At 62.7% G+C, this 16,464-nt stretch carries 16 protein-coding genes; 3 read left to right on the top strand and 13 right to left on the bottom strand.

The genetic code is table 11. From position 1 onward, the window contains the following. Positions 1-25: 25 nt before the first annotated feature. The 12 genes from IB278_RS04960 to IB278_RS04905 form a co-directional block, all read right to left on the bottom strand. On the bottom strand, positions 26-517 hold the full coding sequence (locus tag IB278_RS04960) for a DUF6644 family protein (RefSeq protein ID WP_145745778.1): 492 nt from the start codon (positions 515-517) through the stop codon (positions 26-28). A 39-nt stretch (positions 518-556) separates the two neighbouring features. Next, positions 557-1,123, bottom strand: coding sequence for a DUF6644 family protein (locus tag IB278_RS04955; protein ID WP_318646669.1), 567 nt, complete (start codon positions 1,121-1,123; stop codon positions 557-559). After that, on the bottom strand, positions 1,113-2,594 hold the full coding sequence (locus IB278_RS04950) for an alpha/beta hydrolase domain-containing protein (RefSeq protein WP_209499601.1): 1,482 nt from the start codon (positions 2,592-2,594) through the stop codon (positions 1,113-1,115). The genes IB278_RS04955 and IB278_RS04950 overlap by 11 nt, the downstream gene beginning before the upstream one ends. A 72-nt stretch (positions 2,595-2,666) precedes the next feature. Beyond that, positions 2,667-3,434 carry a hypothetical protein gene (locus IB278_RS04945; protein WP_209499600.1) on the bottom strand — a complete coding sequence of 256 codons (768 nt, stop codon included), beginning with the start codon at positions 3,432-3,434 and terminating at the stop codon, positions 2,667-2,669. A 61-nt stretch (positions 3,435-3,495) separates the two neighbouring features. Next, a complete protein-coding gene (locus tag IB278_RS04940) occupies positions 3,496-3,843 on the bottom strand; it encodes a DUF6152 family protein (protein WP_209499599.1) in 348 nt (115 codons plus the stop codon). A gap of 215 nt (positions 3,844-4,058) precedes the next feature. Beyond that, positions 4,059-6,179 (bottom strand): TonB-dependent receptor, encoded by a 2,121-nt coding sequence (locus tag IB278_RS04935; protein ID WP_225612722.1) that lies wholly within the window; start codon positions 6,177-6,179, stop codon positions 4,059-4,061. Between the two features lie 89 nt (positions 6,180-6,268). Continuing rightward, complete coding sequence (locus tag IB278_RS04930) at positions 6,269-6,940, bottom strand: cytochrome b (RefSeq protein WP_192322827.1); 672 nt, start codon at positions 6,938-6,940, stop codon at positions 6,269-6,271. Between the two features lie 36 nt (positions 6,941-6,976). Further along, on the bottom strand, positions 6,977-8,431 hold the full coding sequence (locus IB278_RS04925) for an aldehyde dehydrogenase family protein (protein WP_192322826.1): 1,455 nt from the start codon (positions 8,429-8,431) through the stop codon (positions 6,977-6,979). Between the two features lie 426 nt (positions 8,432-8,857). Further along, entirely contained in the window at positions 8,858-9,505 is a 648-nt protein-coding gene (gene gstA, locus IB278_RS04920; protein ID WP_145745772.1) for a glutathione transferase GstA, read from the bottom strand. 82 nt (positions 9,506-9,587) lie between these two features. Further along, entirely contained in the window at positions 9,588-10,568 is a 981-nt protein-coding gene (locus IB278_RS04915) for a tripartite tricarboxylate transporter substrate binding protein (RefSeq protein ID WP_145745771.1), read from the bottom strand. A 119-nt stretch (positions 10,569-10,687) separates the two neighbouring features. Then, positions 10,688-11,674, bottom strand: a complete 987-nt coding sequence (locus tag IB278_RS04910) for a Bug family tripartite tricarboxylate transporter substrate binding protein (RefSeq protein WP_145745770.1) — start codon at positions 11,672-11,674, stop codon at positions 10,688-10,690. Positions 11,675-11,788: 114 nt separating this feature from the next. Further along, positions 11,789-12,619, bottom strand: coding sequence for an IclR family transcriptional regulator (locus IB278_RS04905; RefSeq protein WP_192322825.1), 831 nt, complete (start codon positions 12,617-12,619; stop codon positions 11,789-11,791). A gap of 213 nt (positions 12,620-12,832) precedes the next feature. Between IB278_RS04905 and gstA (IB278_RS04900) the strand changes: the two genes are divergently transcribed. From gstA (IB278_RS04900) to IB278_RS04890, 3 genes are read left to right on the top strand one after another with little or no spacing between them, the layout of a single operon-like run. Further along, the gene (gene gstA, locus IB278_RS04900) at positions 12,833-13,459 is read left to right on the top strand and encodes a glutathione transferase GstA (RefSeq protein WP_192322824.1); all 627 of its coding nucleotides are present in this window, start codon (positions 12,833-12,835) and stop codon (positions 13,457-13,459) included. Between the two features lie 21 nt (positions 13,460-13,480). Next, the gene (locus tag IB278_RS04895) at positions 13,481-14,536 is read left to right on the top strand and encodes a cyclase family protein (RefSeq protein ID WP_192322823.1); all 1,056 of its coding nucleotides are present in this window, start codon (positions 13,481-13,483) and stop codon (positions 14,534-14,536) included. A 52-nt stretch (positions 14,537-14,588) separates the two neighbouring features. Continuing rightward, complete coding sequence (locus IB278_RS04890) at positions 14,589-15,587, top strand: Bug family tripartite tricarboxylate transporter substrate binding protein (RefSeq protein WP_225612721.1); 999 nt, start codon at positions 14,589-14,591, stop codon at positions 15,585-15,587. A gap of 68 nt (positions 15,588-15,655) precedes the next feature. On the opposite strand, the gene IB278_RS04885 is transcribed toward IB278_RS04890, so the two are convergent. Beyond that, complete coding sequence (locus tag IB278_RS04885; RefSeq protein WP_145745766.1) at positions 15,656-16,390, bottom strand: IclR family transcriptional regulator; 735 nt, start codon at positions 16,388-16,390, stop codon at positions 15,656-15,658. Positions 16,391-16,464 lie beyond the last annotated feature (74 nt).

The following is a 16,464-nucleotide window of genomic DNA, read 5'->3' as shown; positions in this document are numbered from 1 at the left end:
CGCCCCACGAGACTGCCTCCCGCGCTCACGAGGAGAATCCTATCCATCGGCCGAGAACAATCACAACGATCCACAACCCCATCGAGCTCAATCCCGCGGCGCGCGCCGCGCGCGGCGGCGGCAGCAGTTCGTCCCATTCGCCGATCCGGCGATAGATGCCCAGATGGAAGATCGCCATGTTGATGCCGGCGAAGACCAGGATGGTCATCTTCCACCAGAACAGGCTGTTCTCGGCGTAGGTAGTGGCATTCGATGCGAACATGAGCAGGCCCGTCGCCACGGAGGCGATGAAGGCCACCCAGGTAAATGGCAGCAGCTCTTGCATCAGCCGATGGGCGCTGCAGCGGTGCGAGGCACAGCCGATGAGCCGCAGATCCACAATGGCAATGATTCCGAGCACCAGCGTGATCGCAATCACATGCACTGACTCGAGCGCCGGAAATGCCACACCGGTCTCTCGGATGAAAGTCGAAAGCCGGGAATCTTGAACGGCTTGGAGGATGGATTGAATGACCATGGAAGGTACCGGTGAGCGTTGCGTCAAAGAGGAGGCGACCTAGATCGTGTAGGCAATCCATCGGCCGCAGACGATCACGCAGCACCACAGGAAAAGCGATAGCCAGGAGATCGGCTTGACGAGGTGTGCCCATCGAGCGCCACTGCCCTCCGCGTCCGGAGACAGGAGCGGACGCCGCGCGAGCCAGGTCAACGTGAAGGCGGCAACGACCAGCACCATCTTGAGCCAGAACGTCGAGTTCGTCAGAACGCGTTCAGGCTCACCGATGCTCATGACCAGCCCGGTGAGGAGCAGCACGATGAGCGCGCGCCACATCCACGGGAAATAGCGGCGAACGACTTTGCCCGGGGACTCATCCGTGGCCAGTACGCCTGCAAGGCGCAGATCGGAAACGAATGCCGAGCCGAAGATCACGGCGATCGCAATGATGTGGATGCACTGCACGGTCGGAACGATCCAGGACACGTCCCGGATCATGGTGCTGGGCGCGGACTCATAGAGCCACGCGATGAAGGTCTCCGAGGACATCTGTCGCCTTTCAATGAAAAGAATCAGGATTGGCTTGCCTGGCAGGCCGGGACCATGGAACTTCTCGTCAGAAGTCACCTGGCTTCGCGATCGGGCGCAAGCTCGCGGCGTCTTCGGGAAGGAGATAACCCTCCTTGACAGACAGCGCCTTGGCCTCCTCGAACTTCTTTGCGTAGATTTCACCGGTTCCGTAGAGCTTGCGCAGCTGCGTACGCGAGTACGGAATCTTGGTGTCGTAGATCAGGCCGCAGCGGGTCTCCTGGTCGGTCATGTAGCGGCTGGATGGCACGCTGATCCAGGGGGGGCGGACGCCGCCGAGCATGTTGCCGGTTGCGGGGTCGCGCACCACCGATTTGCCCTTGCGTGCCACCCGTGGCGCCTTGGGCATCGCTGTACCTTCGCGGACCCAGCGGTCCATGCCGTCGAGCAAGGCCGAGGCAAGCATTTCGACCGGCTCGTCGTACAAGGTCTGGCAGCGAGGATCGCGACCTTTGCCGACATCGGCGGCCAGGCGCTCCGAATGCTCCGTGCCGAGGTCCGCCAGGCGCAGATGCGGCATGCCGGTCACTTCGTAGTAGCGAAGTTTCGGACTGTCCGTGTCCGGCGGCAGCTCGATGCCCTCGATCGCGTCGTGCATCAATTCGGACTGGCTGTAGACCGTCACGAATGGCACGCCGTCGGGCATCTTGCGAGGTACGCGAATGGCGTCACCCCCGACTTCGCCGTAGGCCATGCGGCCAGTCATGTAGGCGTCGATCAGGGGACCACCATCGGGCATCCGCCATTGCTGGTGACGCCCTTGGTCGAGATAGTCCATCCACACCTGGGCCGTCACGGCCCAGCTGTTGACATACACGCGATGAACTTCGAGTCCGGTGAGCGGACTTTGTGGCGCATTGGATTTCAACGCCATCGCAAGCTGCGCCGCAATGGCCTGCGATTGCGGAACGAAGGGATCGGCAACGCTACCGCGCTTGAAGCGCTCGGGATCGGAGTACGTGCCCAGCGGTGCGTAGCGTGCGTAGTCGTACCGGCGCATGAAGTCGAAGTTCACGATCCGGCCGTACTGCCTGATGCCGTCGGCTTCCTCCGCCGCCATTTCGGAGATGAACTTGGGATCACGCTTTGGCTTGTTGATGTTCAGCGTGTAGCCGACGTAGGCGTATCCTCGCCGCAGCAGGTAGTCGCGGGTGAGGATCCAGCCGGCTCCACGCTCGCCGAACCAGCTGAACGGTTCGATCACCACGGTTCCATTGAAGCGTGCCGGGTCGATCGGCTTGCGCACGAGAATGCGCGTGGTATATGGGGCTTGCAGCAGCGTCTCGCCTGCGGCGGTGATGGCTGGCGCGATGCCCGAAAGGTAGTACTCCTCTTCGACATACCCGTGGCGCGCCAGGTCGATGTACTCCGTGCCCCTGCGCTGCGCCGAAGACAAGGGCGCCTTGCCGGAGGGGGGGACTGCCACGATCGTGGGCGTGGTGGGAACCTCCGCCCACGACAGCCCGGAAACGCTGAGCGAAACCAAAGCGCTTTGCAGCACGGCACGCATCAGACCGCTCGAGATCCAATTCATTTCAGTACGTCCGCTCTTGGGATGGAGTGAGGGGGCAGGGCGGCGGTGTCAGTTGCGACGAAGGGCGGTCTTTCCCTCGCTGTCGATCACGATCTGGTTGTTCTCACAGACGTATTCCTGGATCCTGTAGTCGGACCTCTTGTATTCGAAGGTGAAGCGATACGGCGCGTTAAGAACTTCCGGATCCTCGATCACGATCTGGTTCTCGAGATGATCGGGATCCTTGAGCCGGATTCGCTCCGTGATCTTCATGTCCTTCCCATGCGGAACGTCGTACAGCCGCGCCTCGGGCCGAATACCTTGGGTCTCCACCACGAGCGTGTCGCCCTCCCACCGCCCGCGCGATTGCCCTTGGAACGTGGCCTCCAGGTTGTCCTTTGACGGCATCGGTTCGGTCAACAGGATGCGACGTACTTGCTGGAGATACTCGCCGAGCACGACCACTTGCTTGTTGTTCTGAATAATCTCGATCGGAAAAAGCGCCGCCATCAGCGTGGGCATTCCCTCCGGGAGGCACTTGCTGCTCGTTGTGGCAAGCGGGGTCCCGGCTTCGTTGGCCTCAGCCTGCTTTTTTTTCAGCGTCTCGTATTCACTGAGGAAGGGATCTTTCAGGTCGATCTTTCCGCCTGGCAATACAGGGTTGTCCGGATCCTCGCCAAACCAGTCGTCCGGTGTTCTTTCCCACGTTCCGCTGATGCCGAGCTTCTGCGCTTCTGAAGGACCACCACCGCGTTCGGAGGCGATGAACGTCACTGCGGCAGCTGCGGCGATGAACAGGGCCAGCAAGCCCGCACGAGAGCGTCGTGTCATTGTCATATCGATATCTCCACCCGGCGGATGTCGTCGGTCTCAGTACAAAGGGCTGGGTGGCGCGTCATCATCCTCCCCCCGTCAGAACCACGCTGCCGATCTTGATCTCGATGAGCAACCCTCCAGGATCACCGTTCTTCAGCGGGTGAAACGACACCTCTGCTTTGTCGCCAACCTTGATCGAATCGGATTTCCAGCCCGATCTGGCCAGGGCGTTGATGCTTCCGGTCTCGACCTTGTATCGCTGGGCCGGCGTTCCCTCTGCATCCACGTAGATCGTCACGTGGGGATTCGTCCAGTCGAACCGACCGACGAGGCCTTTGACCGCGGTGGTCTTGGTTCTGTCGAAAATGGCAAAGGAGTGATGTGCCGATGCAGTCAATGGCAGCAGGCCCGATGCGATCACTGCCAGCACGAGGCGCCTTCTGATTGAGGACGGCGATAACCTCGGATGTCTCATTGCGGGTGTCTCCACTCTTGTATTGATCTGTGGCTTCTCAAAATGCCACTGCGCCATCGCGATGCATGCCAAGGTTAGGCCGCTTCGTGATGTGGCCTTAGCCCAAAACGGCAGTTCGTCCTGAGGCTAGGGAATTCCCCAATCCGCGCCTGCCGTACAGCAGGCGCGGATCAGAAGCTCGCTCGCGCCGTGAGTTGCACTGTGCGCGGAGTACCCAGCAGCCAGCTTGTATTGGCGGTGCCTGTCAGCGCGTAGTCGCGATTGGCCAGGTTTTTCACGGACAGGCTGAACCTGAGGTTGGGTGAATGTTCGTAGGCCAGCGACGCGTCGAGTACCACGTACGACGGCAGCTTCGTGGTGTTGGCGGTGTTGCCCTGGCTCTCACCCACGTAGCGCGCGCCGAAGCCCAACTGCCATTGCGGCAGGAAGCGCCACGTTGTCCAGATGCTGGCCGTGCGCTCGGGCACGCCGGTGGGCGTCATACCGTCGCGCGAGACCAGGGCGCCCGAGACCAGTTCCCTGAAGTCGTCGTAGCGCGCCCGCAGGAAGGCGGCATTGGCGTCGATCGTCCAGCCGCGCACGGGCTCGGCCGCGAAGGCCAGCTCGATGCCGGTGGACGACTGCTGGCCGATCTGCTGCGTGACGTTGGGATTGCCGGCATCGCGCGAGAGCAGGTTGCGCTTTGCGATCTTGTACAGTGCCACCGTCCATTCGCCGCGCACGGCGGGCACGGCGCCCTTGGCGCCTACCTCGACCTGGCGGCCCTTCGTGAGATCGAAGGTGTTGCCGCCTCCGGGCAGCGACAGTGCGCCCGAAAGCGGGTCGGTGCCGGTGCCGAACTGTCCGTAGAGCGAGAGCGCCTCGCTGGGCGACCACACGGCGCCAAGACGGCCGGTGATGGGCGAATACTTCTTGACCAGGTTCACGCCGCGGCGCAGGTCCGTGCTGTGAAGTTCCATGCGGTCGCTGCGCAGGCCGGCCACCAGCCTCCACTCCCGATTCAGGTCGAGCGCGTTCTCGGCAAACAAGGCGGTGGTCTCCAGCTCTGACGCGCGGCCCGGAATGGTGGGAACAGGACTGATGAAGACGCCAGGCGCGAAGTTGTAGGGGTCTACCGCACTGGCGCCCCCATAGGGCGAATTGTTGGTGTGCACGAGCCGGGTACGGTACCAGTCCAGGCCCACGATGAAGCGGTTCTTCAAGCCGCCCAGCGTGCCGTCGAAGGTCGCGTCGAATCGGTTGCCGGTCTGCTCCCGGTCGTGCAGGATCTCCAGGTAATCGCTGCGGTCCACGCTGGTTCCCGGGGTACTGAAACTGTAGTCCTCGGCGTTGCGCCAGTGCCGGGCGGTGGTGAGGTGGTAGGTCTCGTTGCGCAGGCGAAGGCCGGCGGCGACCTGATAGTCCACCTTGGCGCGCCAGACGCGGTCGTTGTACTTGACCACTGAGTCGGAGACGTTGAAGTTCGTCCGGCGCAGCCGCTGGTCCAACACACCATTGCGCAGCGGTGTACCAAAGTAGCGCGCGTCGTCGTTCACGCCGCCGTCGAGGGAGAGGGTCACGCTCATGTCGCGGCTCGCGCGCACCGCCAGTGCCAGCGCGTAGTTGCGGCGCTGCACATCCATGAACTGGCGATAGCCGTCGCTTCTTTCTGCATCGAGGTAGACCGAATAAGCCAGCACATCGTTGATGGGGCCGCGCAGGCCCACGCCCCCTTGCACAGCGCCAAAGGAGCCAACGCTCAGGAAGGCCTCGCGCTGGGTGCGCTCGAAGCCGGGGCGTTTGGTCACATAGTTCACGGCCGCGCCGATGGCTCCATCGCCATAGAGCACCGACGCAGGGCCTCGCAGGACCTCGACTGACTCCATGGGCCAGGTCGAGAAGGGATAGGTGACGGTGCCTGCTGCGACGGTGAGGCGTGTTCCGTCGATCAACTGGGCCACCGAGTTGTGGCCGACGAAGCCGCGCGCAATCAAGCTGGTTCCGCCATTCCCCGGAGCGGGCGCTTCGCTGATGCCGGGCATGCGCACGGCCACGTCCTGCGCACGCGTGAGATCACGCTCGGCGATGTCGGCCGCCTCCAGACGGCTGACGCTGGCCGGTGTCTCGCGTGCAGTGAGGCCCAGGCGGGAGCCGGTGCTGTTGGGCGCATCGAGCGACAGGGTGCTGCCGGCCTCGGCCTGCGTATCCGTCACCTGCACGGTGGGCAGTTGAGCAACAGAGGGCTGTGCCAAGCTGGTCTGCGCAATGCAGACCACCGCGGACAGGAACAGCAGGTTCCGAGCTTCTTGCATGAAACGATCCTCCATGACCCCGGTCTTCTGACCCCGTCCATTTCCGCGCCGGGCATCGGCCGGTCGAACCGCGCCGGAGCTCTTGCACATCAGGGGTTGCAGCGTTTTTCCGGGTGGGCGTGCGCCGGAACGACCTGGGGTCGCGGCTTCAACGGCAGCATCCGCCGCAGCACGGCATCCTTGCGAACGAAGTGATGCACAAGAGCCGCAGCGACGTGCAGCACCACCAGCGGCCATGCCAGCCACTTGCCGCAGAAGCTGTGAATCGACCACATGATGTCTTCCAGGTCTTTGACACTCAGGCCGAAGAGGTCCCGGACCCAGGCCGCAAAGGCCGTGTCTCGACATGCCGGAATCACGAAGAGCCCGAAATCAGTCGGGTGATACGTCGTCATGTAGCCTGTCACGGGCATAAGGATGAGGAAGGCGTACAGCGCCCAATGGGCCACGTCCGCGGCGAGATGTTCCAGGCGTGAACCGGGGACGTGGTGGGGGACGCCTCCCCAGAGCCGCCAGACGAGCCGCGGCAGCGTGAGCACGCCGATGGAGATACCCAGAATCCAGTGGATATTGAGGAGCGGGATGACCCGGTCAGGCTCCGGAGCGATGCCGAAGAGTGCCGGCTTGATACTTGTTTCCGGATCGACTATCCAGATCACATAGTACGCAATCACATAGGCGGTGATGAATGCCCCCGCTGTGAACCAATGGAACAGCATTGAGGCATTTCCGTAAGCGTCGATTCTGTTGCGCCAACCCATCGCAATCTCCTTCTTCTTTTGACTGCAGCACCAAGGTCAGTTTGGCAACAGCACAGTGACAACCTTTTCTTCGGTATACGCGAGGGCACCGGACAACCCGCCCTCGCGGCCAATGCCGCTCGTCTTGAGTCCACCCCATGGCAGGTTCGCATCCAGAGGGCTCCAGCAATTCACGCCAACGGCTCCGACCTTGAGGGCGGCTGCGACGCGGTGAGCGCGCGCGAGGTGGCCGGTCCACACTGTGGCGGCCAAGCCATAGGCGGAGTCGTTGGCCAGATCGATGGCTTCCTTCTCGGTGTCGAAGACGATGATCGTCCCCACGGGACCAAAAATCTCTTCCCGCGCAATCGTCATTGAGTTTGTTGCGTTGGCGAATATGGTGGGCTTCACGAACCATCCTCTCTCAGGCTGCGACACACCGCCGGCAAGGAGTTCGGCGCCTTCGTCGAGGCCAATCTGCACGTAGCGATTCACACGGTCGAACTGCGCCTTCTTGGCCACTGGGCCCATCTGCACACCGGGTTGGCGCGGATCCCCCACGGTGATGGAATTCGCCGCCTCCGCCAATGCAGCCGCGAATTCGCGGGCGATGCCGTGCTGCACGAGGATCCGCGATCCAGCCGCGCATACCTGCCCCTGATTCACGAACAGGCCCATGGCGCAGCCGCGCAGTGCCTCCTCCATGGAGGCATCATCAAATACGATCTGCGGACTCTTGCCACCCAGTTCCAGTGTGATTCGCTTGAACAACGGAGCTGCGATGCGCTGGATGGCCCGTCCCGCTTCGGGGCTTCCAGTAAAGCTGATCTTCGCCACGTCGGGATGCTCGCAAAGCGCACGGCCGACCACCTCACCGTAGCCCGTGACCACGTTGATCACGCCGTCGGGAAAGCCCGCCTCCTGCGCGAGGAGAGCCAGATGCAGCGCGGATTGGGGCGTTTCCTCTGACGGCTTCACCACCACGGTGCAGCCCGCCGCCAACAGAGCGGCCAGCTTCCATGTCGTGATCATCAGGGGCGAGTTCCACGGCAGGATGGCACCGACCACGCCGATCGGCTCCCGGATCGTGTATGAGAGCGTCCGATTCCCCATATAGCCGCCCGTAGGGATGGCGCGGCCTTCAAGCTGGTTGGCCCAGCCCGCTGCGGCACGCAAGTTGGCCACGGCATTGGGAACGTCCATCATGCGGGGCTCCATCGGCGAGCGTCCGATGGCATTGGCATCCATGTCGGCCAACAGCGCAGTGTCGCGTTCGACGAGGTCGGCCAGCTTGCTCAGCAGGTGGCCGCGTTGCGCTCCGCTGAGTAGCTTCCAGGCGCCGCTTTCCAATTGGGCATGCGCAGCCGCTACGGCGCGCTGCACGTCCTCGGACGTGCCGCGCGCTGCGGTGGCATATTCCAGTTCGTCAACAGGACTGACGAGGCTCATGCGGGCATGGTCCGAGGCAGGGACCAAAGCGCCCTCGATAAAGTGATTCAGTTGCAGGGTCATGGGTGATCTGCCAGATGAAAATCGCACAAATGCCAGAGGCTCTGGCAGGTTGAAGAAAGTCGCGCCGAACTCTGGGCGCATGGCGAGTGTGCGTTTGCCTGTGTCACCCGCGTTAGCCCAAATCAGCAACTGGACGAAGTCGCCAGCGGAGCGGGCGGCGTCAAGTGCCGCTTGAATTTGACCGCCTGCGAGCGGCACATCGACTTGCGCCGAAAGACGCGCGCGCAGCGCCGCGACAATTGAATAGAGTCAAGAGGTGCATGCGGGCCAGCGATGCACCCGATGGATGCGCGTGTCTCTTCGAAGGTGCGGTAGACACGCCGACGAGCGCACTCGCAATCGCGTAACCCAGTTCAAGCGCGATGGCCGTGACGGGGGCGATCACGCTCGTCCGTCGGCTCGGCGATGAGCGCGTGCGCGAATCGGTTAGTGAGTGTTGTGCATTCTCTCTGCGCTTTCACGCTCACCTTGTTCGCGCGCTGCCTGCTCGGCCGCTTTCACGCTGGACCGTGAACCGGTCCGGGTGAGGTAGGCTTCCAGGTGGGGCCATGGCGCAGTGTCGATAGCGTGGGCTCTTGTCCACATGGCAATGGTGTAGCAATGCGCATCCGCAATCGTGAAGATGGACCCCATGAGGTAGTTCCTGTCGCTCAACTGCGTGTTCAGCCAACCCAGTCGGCCATTGAGGTATTGGCGAGCGATGCTCCTGTATTCAGGAGGAGTCGCCGCCTTGAAGAGCGGCATGAAGCCACCCTTGTGAAGGTCCGCTCCGATGAAGCTCATCCATTCGAGCGTCCGGTACCGTTCGAGCGTGCCCGGGGGCGCCAGCAGCGAACTGCCCGGGCTCTGGTCTGCCAAGTACTGCATGATGACCGCGCCTTCGCTGAGATACTGCCCGTCGGCCATTTCGAGAGTGGGCACGGTTCCCTTGCTGTTGACCTGAAAGTAGTCGGTGCCGTCCTTCAGACGCTTGGTGGTCATGTTGACCCATTCAAGCTCAAGAGGGATTTGCAGTTCGCGCGCAACGATATCGACAGCCAGCGAGCAGCCGCGCACCTCGTGATAAAGCTTCATGACATTTCTCATCTTCTTCTAGTGCATAAATGGCCAGCGTCGTGCCGACCAGGAATTGAGTCGAATCTCATGCGACGGTTCGCTACCGGTCCGTTTCGATCTTGACCTGAGTCAGGATGCCCTGCGTGGCGACGATGGATCGCTCCCACACGGCCATCTGGAGCGCACGGCTGCTGTTCGCGCTGCGCAATCCAAGCTCCACCAACTTGGCCTGAACTTCCGGGGTTGCCATCACGCGCCCGATGGCATCGTGAAGAAAGTCCATGACAGGCTCCGGAGTCCCGGCGGGTGCGAACACAGCGAACCAACCCGAGTCTTCGAAACCCGATACGCCGGCTTCCTTGAATGTGGGAACGTCGGGCAATGTCTGCACGCGGCGGGCCCCGGTCACCGCCAAGGCGCGCACTTCCTTGTCTTCGACATGGCTGCTGAGCGCGGCGACTGTCAGGAACACGCTGTCGATGTGACCGCCGAGCAACTCGGTGATCGCGGGCGAAGAGCCTTTGTACGGAACATGCTGCAGACGCGCATTGGTTCGCGCCGCAAGCAGCGCCCCCATGATGTGGGGAGACGACCCGGAGCCGAAGGTGCCGAAAGTCAGCTCGCGGTCGCGCGAAGCCTTCAGCAGCTGATCGAGATTCTTGAACGAAGACTTGGCGTTCACGGCCAGTACAAGCGGTGTTTCCGCCACGATGCCGACCATCGAGAAGTTCTTGCGGGTTTGTTCCATCTGCTGCTTCTTCGGAGACAGCAGCGGCGACAGGACGTGGGTCGAGCTGCCGCCGAACATCAGCGTGTAGCCATCGGCTTTCGCTCGTTCGGCATACTGACTCGCGAGAACACCGTTGGCACCCGGCTTGTTCTCGACAACAACGGATTGCCGAATCATCGCGCCCAGCTTGGCCGCCACAAGTCTGGCAAGTATGTCGGTCCCGCCACCGGCGGAAAACGGCACGACCAACGCGATCGGGCGATCTGCGGGGAATGCAGGAGCGGCCTGGGCGCTGAGGGATGCGAGAGCGGTAAACAGTGCAAGCGCTGCGAGAGGTATTTTCTTGAGCATGGCAAGTGGAGTAAGAAGGCGCTCGGCGGCGCCGGGTCCGGGTCGTCGATCGGCGGTGGTCGACCGTGTGCCGGCGTCGATGCGGGTTTCGGCAAAAGTGCTCTGTCGGGTTGGAGTGGCTACTCGAGTTGAATGTGAGCGTGCTGGACAACGCTTCGCCACTTGTCCTGATCTCGTTCGATGAAGGCTCGAAACGGTCCTGGACCTTCGCCGGATACCTTCACGCCGCGCTGCGCCAAGGCCTCTGCGACCTGCGGTTTGGCAAGTGCGTTTCCGATTGCCTTGTCGAGGCGTTGCACGATGGCGTCGGATGTTCCCGCCGGGGCCATGACACCAAGCCAGCCGTCAACCACCAGGTCCGGGATACCCGCCTCGGCCATCGTTGGAAGATTGGGGGCCTGGGTGGTGCGCTGAGCAGACAGGACACCAAGTGCCTTGAGCCTTCCCGCCTGCACATACGGAAGCATCACCGACACGGTATCGAACGCAATCTGCACCTCGCCGGAGACCAGGTCCGTCGCGGCAGCTGCGCTTCCCTTGTAGGGCACGTGCAGCAGTTTTGTCTGCGTCTTGATCGCGAAGAGTTCACCGATCAGGTGATTGGTCGAACCTGCGCCGTAGGACGCGAAGCTCAGCTGCCCCGGCTTCGCCCGGGCAAGGGCGGTCAACTCGCCGACGCTGCTGGCTGGGACTGATGGATGCGCCACCAGCATGAACGACACGGTGCCCACTTGCGTGATGGGCTTGAAGCTCTTCAGCGTGTCATAGGGCACCGCCTTTTTCAGGGCCGGCAAAACGGTCAACTCCGAGCCCGACCCGAAGAACAGTGTGTAGCCATCCGCAGATGCCTTGGCTACGGCGGCGGCTCCGATCATTCCTCCGGCGCCCGCCCTGTTTTCGATCACTACCGGCTGTCCCAGCTCGGCGGCCAGGTTCTGCGCCAGCAAGCGCGCCGCCGTGTCCGTGCCTCCGCCGGCGGCAAAGCCGACAACCATGGTGATGGGCCTTGCGGGAAACGCTTGCGCCTGAGGTTGAGTCCAGGCCGAGAGCGGCACTGCAGCCAGAAGTCCGATCTTCAGCGCGTCTCGGAGCAAGCGAAGCACCATGGTCGGCCTTTTAGTGTTGTGTCAGAAGAACTTTCTCATATTTTGGGAAAAAATCAAACAAAAAAGAAATGCCGGCTTTTCCGGGGCGCGAAAGCGCGGTGCTTTACCGGCGCGTTACTGCAGGGCGCTGCTGACCGTGGCTGCCGCAGCTTTCACCATTTCGATGACGACCTCCTCGCGCAGCAGTGCCATGCGCGCCGCATCGCCAATGAGGGTGATGCTGCCCACGACCTGCCGGGATTCGATGAAGACGGGCGCGGAGATGCCTTCGATGCCGCTGTTGAGCTCTCCGACGGAGAGGGCGAAACCCTGGCGTCTGATGTTCGACATGCTGGCGTGGAAGCTCTCCCAGTCGTTGAGCTGTTCGTCGCCCTGCGCCTCGCCGTCCTCGAAGAGTCGGCGCAGTTTGGCGGCCGGCAGGAAGGCGGTGATGGCCTTGGAACTGGAGCCTCGGAACAGGGGCAGCGGCCGGCCCCGGCCGTAGGCAAGCGAGCCCGTGTCGCTCGTGGATTCGATGTGCACGGTCATGACCTTGTTGCCATAGAGCTTGGTCAGCAGCGCGTTCAGGCCTGTCTGTGCACACAGTGTGCGCATGGGTTCGGACGCCGCACGGATGACCGGATCGCACTCCCTGATTTGCAGGTCCAGTTCCATGATGCTGGGCCCGAGCGTGTAGCCGCCTTTCCAGCGAACCAACAAGCCGGCCGTTGCCAACTGCTTCACGTAGCGATAGGCCGTGCTGGTGGGAACGCCCGCGCCCTTGGCGATCTCCTCGGCCGACAGCACCGGGTGCTCGCGCGTGAAGAGTTGAAGCGTGCTCAGCATCCGGGAAAGGCTCGAGGAGTCCTGCTCCGAATCGCGGGCCTTGACGGCGACCGAGCGCGCCTTGCGGGCCGTCTTGGGAGTCGCCTTGAGGGGCTTGGTCTTTGTGTTTGCAGGCGGCATGTATGGGTCTCCTCCCCCTTCGGCTGAGCGATGGCTGGGAATTCTAGGGGCCGCGTCGCTCGAGGCTGCGCCCGGCCTTCCGGTGGATGGCCGATGCGGGTTCGTGGGTGATGTGTTGACGAAATCAATAAATTATCGGAATATGGGAAAATGGTAATTTGACCTGGCGGCGCTGGCATGGCGCGAGACCCCCGCAACTGACTGAGGAAACACATGAAGCTGTACCTGACACCCACCGCATGCTCGCTGGCCGTCGACATCGTGGCGCGAGAAGCGGGTATCCCGCTGGAACTGATCTGGGTGGATGTGCGCGCCAAGAAGCTCAAAGACGGAGGCGACTACTTCGCCATCAACCCGAAGGGACAGGTTCCGACCTTGGAGACCGACGCAGGGGAGTTGCTGACCGAAGGCCCGGTGATCGTGCAGTACCTGGCCGACATGAAGCCGGGAAGCGGGTTGCTGGCTGCCGGTGCCGTGATGGACCGATACCGTGTCATCGAGTGGCTCAACTTCATCGGTTCGGAACTGCACAAGGGCTTCACTCCGTTGTTCCGATCGACCACGCCTCCCGCGTATCGGGTGCTGGCGATAGAGAACCTGAACAAGCGGCTGGCCTGGCTCGACACCGCGCTGTCGGGGCGCGAGTACCTGCACGGCGATCGCTTCACGGTTGCCGACGCCTACTGCTACACCATCGTCATGTGGAGCCACGTCCACGACATCGATCTTTCGCAATGGCCCAGCCTGAATGCCTATCTCGAACGCATCGAGCAACGTGAGAGCGTTCGGGCGGCACTGAATGCGGAGCGGCAGGAGATCGCCGCCCGTGCCGCCGCCTGAGGCTCCCGAAGAAAGATCGCCATGACGAACCGATGGAAGCAAAGGCCGCCGGGTTCGAACTGGGGCCTCTTCGGGAACGACGATCAGCGCGGATCGATGAACCTCGTTGGCCGGCCGCAAGTGCTGAAGGGGCTCGAGGAGGCGAAAGAGGGGCTGACATTCAGCTTGTCGCTTCCGCTGGACTACCCCGGCGGCACGGCACTGCATCCGCGCCGCCATGCCCCTCGGCGCTTCGCCACGCTGCGGGGCGGAAAGAACGAGGGCGAGCAGTGCTTCTGCTTTGCGCTCTCCCGCGAGAATCCTTTTTATTCCGACGTCTATTCGGATGACGTCGTGGTCCTGCACACGCAGTACTCTACGCAGTGGGACGGCTTGGCGCACGTCGGCGCGGAGTTTGACGCCGACGGTGATGGCGTCGACGAGATCGTCTTCTACAACGGCTACCGGGGCGGAGAGCACGTCAAGCCGGCACGCCGTGCCGAAGGCGCCGTGCGATGGGACATCTACGAGGACCCGACGGCAAGCGCGCTTGGCATCGAGCAACTGGCCAGCCACGGCGTGCAGGGGCGCGCGGTCATGATCGACCTGAATCGCCACTACGGCGAGGAGAATCATCCCGTCGGCTATGCGGACCTGATGCGAATCCTGCAGGAGGATCGGGTGGTCATAGAGCGCGGAGACATGGTCTGCCTCTACACCGGCCTCGACGACCTGATCCTCGGCATGAACAGGAAGCCCGTCGCCGAGAAACTGCTTCATTCCTGTGCTGGCCTGAATGGCGGCGACCAGCGGTTGCTTCAGTGGATCACCGACACAGGCATTGCTGCGCTGATCTCGGACAACTTCGCGGTGGAGTTGATGCCCAAAGCCATGCGTCAGAGCGCCAGGCACGCAATGCTGCCGCTTCACGAGCACTGCCTTTTCAAGAACGGCATCCACCTGGGCGAGTTGTGGCGATTGGGCGAACTCGCGCGCTGGCTGAGAAAGAACGAGCGAAGCCGTTTCCTTCTGACTGCGCCGCCATTGAATCTTCCCGGTGCCGCAGGTTCGCCTGTCACGCCCATTGCCACTGTTTGAGCGCGCCTCGGCGCGGGGCTTCGGCGTTCCCTTTCACTTGAAGAGGCTGCCCATGATGATGAATCGCTTGCACCCGGCGCTTTTGCGCATGGCCTTCCTGGCTTGCTGCGTCCTTGCCACTGCGCTGTCCCTCGTGCAGCCGGCCGGTGCCCAGGCCTATCCGTCCAGGCCGATCACGCTCGTCGTCTCGTTCGAGCCAGGGGGCTCCACTGATATCTCTGCCCGTGCGGTTGCGCAGGAACTCTCGGTCGCCCTGGGCCAGCCTGTCATCGTCGACAACAAGCCGGGTGCAGGGGGGCGTATCGGGACGAAATACGCCGCTTCGGCGAAGGCCGACGGCTACACGCTTCTCTGGGGGAGCGGGAGCACCCTGACGGCTGGGCCAGTGCTCTATCCGGACCAGGGGCATGCGGCGAGCCTGGCTCCCGTCAGCCTTGGCGCGACCCAGCCCTTTGTCTTCGTGACGACGCCTGCCACCGGCGCGAAAACGCTGGCTGAATTTGTCGCGCTGGCAAAGCGACGGCCTGGTGAGTTGAACTTCGCATCGGCCGGGACGGGGTCGAGCAATCATCTGCTGGGCGAAATACTCATGTCGGTCACCGGCATCCAACTGGTTCACGTGCCTTACAGAGGGGCCGCCTCGGCGAAGGAGGGGCTTCTGAAGGGTGATGCCCAACTGATGGACGAGGTCGTCTCGCCGCTCATCGGCGCGTTGCGCTCCAATCAACTGGTGCCGCTGTTCATCACGGGCGACACGCGCGACCGGCTGTTCCCGTCCATTCCCACCGCGTTGGAAGTGGGGCTGCCCGACCTGGCCATTACCGGCTTCTTCGGCCTGCTCGCGCCCGGAGGGACGCCACCGGAAGTACTGGCGAAGCTCAACGGTGCCATGAAGACGGCGCTTGCGGCGCCCGCGGTCAGCCACGCATTCGACAACCTGGGTTTCACCGCGGCCTACAGCACTCCCGAACAGATGCAGGCGCGAATCACCCAAGGCAAGGCGACCTATCAGCGCGTGGTCTCGGAGCGCAAGATCAAGGTGGCCGATTGACGGCCATGACAAACCTTGCGCCAGACTCGGTGCGTTCGTGAGCTAAAGGGAGTGCCGAGTTGGCCGCCCTAGCCAGCGATCCGCGACGTGATCTTGCGCGCGGCGTCGATCATCAGCGTCGAGAGGAACTCCCGGTTGAAGGCATTGAACCGTTCGGAGTTTCCCGCCAGGGTGATGCTGCCGAGGATGCGTCCCTTCTCGTCGAAGATCGGCGCGGCGATACCACTCTTGCCGGGATCGAGTTCGCCCTCGCTGATGCAGTAGCCGTCCTTGCGGATGCGCAGCATGGCCTTGGAGAAGTCTTTCCAGGTCAGCCCGATGCGCTCCAGGTCTCCTGGCGCGGCGTTGTCGAAGAGCCGCTTCAACTGACGCGGCAGCAGGTACGCCAGGATCACCTTGGCCGTCGCGCTGCGAAACAAGTCCATGGGTCTGCCACGTCCGAAGTTCAGCGCCTGCTCGTCGGCACCGGAGCGCTGCAGGATGTTGATCACGGTCGAGTCGTAGAGCTCGCTGATCAGCAGTTCCAGATGGGTCTGGGCGATCAGGTCGCCCACGATGTCGCGGCTGGCTGCCAGCAATGGGTCGAACTGAGTCATGTGCCGATCGAGTTCGATGATTCGCGGCCCCAGGGCGTAACCGCGGGGCAGGCGAACGAGCAGGCCCGCGTTGGACAGCTCCTTCACATAGCGGTATGCGCTCGCGGACGTGTAACCCAACTGCGAGCAGATGACCTCGATGTCAATCACGGGCTGTTCCGGCTTGAACAGATTCAGCACCTCGAGCATGCGACTGAGGCTATTCATGGGCGTTGGCAGCGCGTGGCGTCATGGGTGGGCGGCATGTCTTGGCAAACCCGGAAGGTTAATCGAAGCATCGG

Origin of the sequence: Variovorax sp. VRV01, from assembly GCF_014852545.1 — a bacterium.
GTDB classification, from domain to species: domain Bacteria; phylum Pseudomonadota; class Gammaproteobacteria; order Burkholderiales; family Burkholderiaceae_C; genus Variovorax; species Variovorax beijingensis_A.
The sequence above is the reverse complement of the archived record's forward strand: the minus strand, read 5'-3'. Positions and strand labels throughout refer to the sequence as shown.

Coding starts and splice junctions, on each gene's coding strand:
- IB278_RS04925 (WP_192322826.1), bottom strand. CDS start 8,431: ATGACCCTGCAACTGAATCACTTTATCGAGGGCGCTTTGGTCCCTGCC.
- gstA (WP_145745772.1), bottom strand. CDS start 9,505: ATGAAGCTTTATCACGAGGTGCGCGGCTGCTCGCTGGCTGTCGATATC.
- IB278_RS04930 (WP_192322827.1), bottom strand. CDS start 6,940: ATGGGTTGGCGCAACAGAATCGACGCTTACGGAAATGCCTCAATGCTG.
- IB278_RS04895 (WP_192322823.1), top strand. CDS start 13,481: ATGACGAACCGATGGAAGCAAAGGCCGCCGGGTTCGAACTGGGGCCTC.
- IB278_RS04915 (WP_145745771.1), bottom strand. CDS start 10,568: ATGCTCAAGAAAATACCTCTCGCAGCGCTTGCACTGTTTACCGCTCTC.
- gstA (WP_192322824.1), top strand. CDS start 12,833: ATGAAGCTGTACCTGACACCCACCGCATGCTCGCTGGCCGTCGACATC.
- IB278_RS04935 (WP_225612722.1), bottom strand. CDS start 6,179: ATGCAAGAAGCTCGGAACCTGCTGTTCCTGTCCGCGGTGGTCTGCATT.
- IB278_RS04910 (WP_145745770.1), bottom strand. CDS start 11,674: ATGGTGCTTCGCTTGCTCCGAGACGCGCTGAAGATCGGACTTCTGGCT.
- IB278_RS04950 (WP_209499601.1), bottom strand. CDS start 2,594: ATGCGTGCCGTGCTGCAAAGCGCTTTGGTTTCGCTCAGCGTTTCCGGG.
- IB278_RS04885 (WP_145745766.1), bottom strand. CDS start 16,390: ATGAATAGCCTCAGTCGCATGCTCGAGGTGCTGAATCTGTTCAAGCCG.
- IB278_RS04890 (WP_225612721.1), top strand. CDS start 14,589: ATGATGATGAATCGCTTGCACCCGGCGCTTTTGCGCATGGCCTTCCTG.
- IB278_RS04905 (WP_192322825.1), bottom strand. CDS start 12,619: ATGCCGCCTGCAAACACAAAGACCAAGCCCCTCAAGGCGACTCCCAAG.
- IB278_RS04960 (WP_145745778.1), bottom strand. CDS start 517: ATGGTCATTCAATCCATCCTCCAAGCCGTTCAAGATTCCCGGCTTTCG.
- IB278_RS04945 (WP_209499600.1), bottom strand. CDS start 3,434: ATGACAATGACACGACGCTCTCGTGCGGGCTTGCTGGCCCTGTTCATC.